Source organism: Bradyrhizobium centrolobii, assembly GCF_001641635.1.
Lineage (GTDB): Bacteria > Pseudomonadota > Alphaproteobacteria > Rhizobiales > Xanthobacteraceae > Bradyrhizobium > Bradyrhizobium centrolobii.
This window is the reverse complement of record NZ_LUUB01000001.1, coordinates 1-3,361: the sequence shown is the minus strand read 5'-3', so window position 1 is coordinate 3,361 and position 3,361 is coordinate 1. Positions and strand designations below refer to the sequence as shown.

At 66.0% G+C, this 3,361-nt stretch carries 3 protein-coding genes; all 3 read right to left on the bottom strand.

The window, feature by feature from the left end; all coding sequences use genetic code 11:
• Positions 1 to 86: 86 nt before the first annotated feature.
• Genes AYJ54_RS00015 through AYJ54_RS00005 form a run of 3 tightly spaced genes read right to left on the bottom strand, consistent with a single transcriptional unit; the run spans position 87 to position 3,210 of the window.
• Positions 87 to 1,076 carry a tyrosine-type recombinase/integrase gene (locus AYJ54_RS00015; RefSeq protein ID WP_063695864.1) on the bottom strand — a complete coding sequence of 330 codons (990 nt, stop codon included), beginning with the start codon at positions 1,074 to 1,076 and terminating at the stop codon, positions 87 to 89.
• Positions 1,073 to 1,978, bottom strand: a complete 906-nt coding sequence (locus tag AYJ54_RS00010; protein ID WP_063695863.1) for a tyrosine-type recombinase/integrase — start codon at positions 1,976 to 1,978, stop codon at positions 1,073 to 1,075. The genes AYJ54_RS00015 and AYJ54_RS00010 overlap by 4 nt, the downstream gene beginning before the upstream one ends.
• The gene (locus AYJ54_RS00005) at positions 1,978 to 3,210 is read right to left on the bottom strand and encodes a tyrosine-type recombinase/integrase (RefSeq protein WP_245328817.1); all 1,233 of its coding nucleotides are present in this window, start codon (positions 3,208 to 3,210) and stop codon (positions 1,978 to 1,980) included. Before AYJ54_RS00005 ends, AYJ54_RS00010 begins: the two co-directional genes overlap by 1 nt.
• Between the last annotated feature and the right edge of the window lie 151 nt (positions 3,211 to 3,361).

Here is a 3,361-nt window from a genome sequence, read left to right as displayed (position 1 = left end):
CCTGCCTTATGGGCAAAGCCGGTAATGGGGAGCTGGCGGCAATTTCATCGTGCTCCTGCACCAATCACCGCCAACCCCGCTCTCCATTACGAGGTACGCCTGAGGAGTTCGATCAGCTGGTCGGTGGGCTGGAAGACGCCGCGCCGCAGGTGGGGCGGCACGATCGCCTCCATCGCATCGAGCTTCTCGGTTGGATCGCCGCGCGTGTAGACCTCGGTGGTCGTCAGCGTAGCGTGGCCCAGCCACAGCGACACCTTTCGGATGTCCCCGGTCGCTTGCAGAACGACCATCGCGCAGGTGTGCCTGAGCACGTGGGGCGAGACGCGTTTCTTGGCGAGACCGGGCTGCTTGCGAGCCGCAGTCGCGGCGTGCTGCCTGAGCAGATAGGCAAAGCCCCATCGGCTCAGCGGCTCACCACTGGCGTTGACGAACACCTCGGGTGTCGCGACCTGCCCGCGGATGGCCAGCCAGGCACGCAGTGCAGCGGCCGCCGGCTTCCACAACGGCAGCGTCCGCTCCCGGCGTCCCTTGCCGAGCACGCGGATGCTCATCGAAGGCAGGTCGATGTCATCGACCTTGAGGCCCGTCAGTTCGGAGACGCGCAGCCCTGCGCAGACGGCCACGTGCAGCATTGCGCGATCGCGGATGCCATCGCGTGTCGCCGGATCGGGAGCGTCGAGCACGGCTTGGAGCTCTTCGCGCAGAAGGTAGGGCACCAGGCGCGTGTCAGTTTTCTTGAACGGGATCGCCAGTACACGGCGGATCTGCTCGAGCGCCGCCGGCTGCCGGTACTCGAGGAAGCGGAAGAACGACTTGATCGCCGCCAGGCGAACGTTGCGCGTCACGGCCGCGTTTTTGCGCTCGTCCTCAAGATGCTCAAGGAAGGCGCTGACGAGCCCGGCATCGATCTGTTCGAGCGTCAGCGCCGAAGGTTTGACCTTGAGCCGGTCGGCGGCGAACACGAACAGCAGCTGGAAGCTCGAGGCATAGGAGTCCCTCGTGTGCCGGCTGGCGCCCCGCTGGCAAGCGAGGGTGTCGCGCAGGAACGTCTCGATGAGGGGAGCGATCGGCGTCATGCTAACCTCCCTTCGGACATGAACGCTTCGCCGGCCATGGCGACATCGCGCAAGAGGTCGGGCGTGGCCTCGAGATACCAGTAGGTCGCATAGATGTTGACGTGACCCATGTAGGTCGCGAGTGCCGCCATGTGCGCCCCGCACCGGCCTCGGCCGGTAGGGCTGCCTTGCAGCGCGCGCACCGCAAACGTGTGCCGTAGATCGTGCAGGCGAGGACGGCGAGCCGACGTCGATCTGATGCCAGCCTTGTCGACCAGCCTGTCGAAGGTCTCCTTGACGGCAATGTAGCGTAGCGGCCGACCGCGCTTGTCGATGAAGACCGGATCATCGTCTGAGCCGGGCCTGCGACGTGCCAGGTATCGCTGCAAGCCGGCGACCGCCGTGTCGTGCAGCGGCACCAGTCGCGTCTTGCGGAACTTGGTCTCGCGGATCAGCAGACCGTCGCGGGTCACATCCGCGATCGTCAGCTTCAGGGCTTCGGAGATCCTGAGCCCGGTGGATGAGAGTAGCGCGATCAAGGTCGCTTGCGTGTGCGGGCGCAAGCCGCGCGTTGGCCGAAGCCGCAGCGCAGCTTCGACCAGCCGACTGATCTCGTCTGTCGTGTAGATGTGCGGCGTGCGACGCTTCTTGCGGGCGCCGAAGTGATTTGCCGGCGGCAGCTCGTGCCCGACGTCCTCCACCCGGACATGGCGTACGAAGCGACAGACGGCTCTGAGCCGTGCATCGCGTTGCGCGACGGATGGTCCGAGCGCGGCCCAGTCGATCGCTGTTTTTGTCTCGACGTACGTTTGTCCGCGCTCGGCCGCGAAGGCGGCAAAGCTCTTCAGCAGGTACTCCGCGGTCGACATCGCGAAGCCCGTGGTGCGGCGGAGCGCGAGATAGGTCTCGATGGCGTCGAGCATCAGAGCGCCTCCGGCCACGGCTGAGCAACCTGCTTCAGCAGCGCGACGTCGGCCTTTGCGTAATAGGCCGTCGTGTCGATGCCGCGATGCCGAAGGACGAGGCCGATCTTGTCGAGCGGCACGCCATGGCGCAGCATCTCGGTCGCCGCGGTGTGCCGCAGAGCGTGGGCCCCTTTGACCGGCGCCACGATGTCGGCCCGCTTCATGATACGCTTGACCACCGACGAGATGCCGTCGCCTCGTCGGAATGGCCGGCACGGTGCGATCGTGCGCAGGAACAAGAGATCGTTCCGGCGGGTAGACGGCCGGCATTCGAGGTAGGCGGCGATCGCATCCCCGACGTCTTGCGGTAGCGGCAGCCGGACCTCGTAGCGCGACTTGCCGCAGACCCGTAGCGATCCCGTTTGCCACTCGATATCCGCGAGACGCAGTTGCGACACGTCACCGGCCCGCAGGCCGAGACGCACCAACAAAAGTACGATCGCACGATCACGCCGGCGCCCACCGACGTCGCCGTCACAGGCAGCGATCAGCCGGTCGACCTGCTCGGTCGACAGATACCGGGGCATGTCGACAAGCTGCCAATGAGCGTAGGCTGGAACGGCGCCGTCGAGACCTGCCTGACAACGGCCTGCGACTGCGAGATACCGCAGGAAGGCCCGCAGGCTCGTCGTCATCTTCTCGATCGTGCCACTCCCGCTATGGCTCGCCCGCTCCAGGAAGTAACTGCGGACATCGTTCGGCCTCCAGCCGTCCGGGTCAGATCGAAGCTCCATCATCAGGCCCGCGGCGTCGCGGGCGTAGAGCCTGACGGTGGCATCGGATGCGCCGCGATGCTTGCGCAGCCACGTCTTGAAGTCGGCGACCAGCTGCGGCTCGGCGGGTGCTGCCCCCACGGCCGCGGACCGGCAAAGGCCGAGCTCGACGAGGTGCCGACGAAAGAGCCTGGCACCGTAGATGGTGTGGTGGTTGCGCCGGCCGCCTTTGGCGCGTGGACACCGGCAAGTGCGCAGGTGCTCGCCGAACGCGGCGAGATCAACGTCCGTCAGGCCCACGCCTTGCTCGGCCATAACATGGCCGATGTGAGCCGCCGCTCGCAAATAGCGTACCGCTGTCTCGGGGCCATAGCCCTGCCGCTCCAGCGCCGCTGCAAACCCGTCAAGGTAAGGCCCGCTCGGCCCACTGCGCAGATGCCCCAGCATCTTCGCTGCCGAGAAGTACGTCTCCAACATGTCCGTCTCCGTATGTGACCGGCCATCAGTGGCCGACCCAACGGGGCCGCACGGGCGACTTGTAATGGAGAGCTCGAGAGCGGCAATACACAGGAAAATACGGTGATCGCGATTGGCAGCTCCCCATTACCGGCTTTGCCCATAAGGCAGG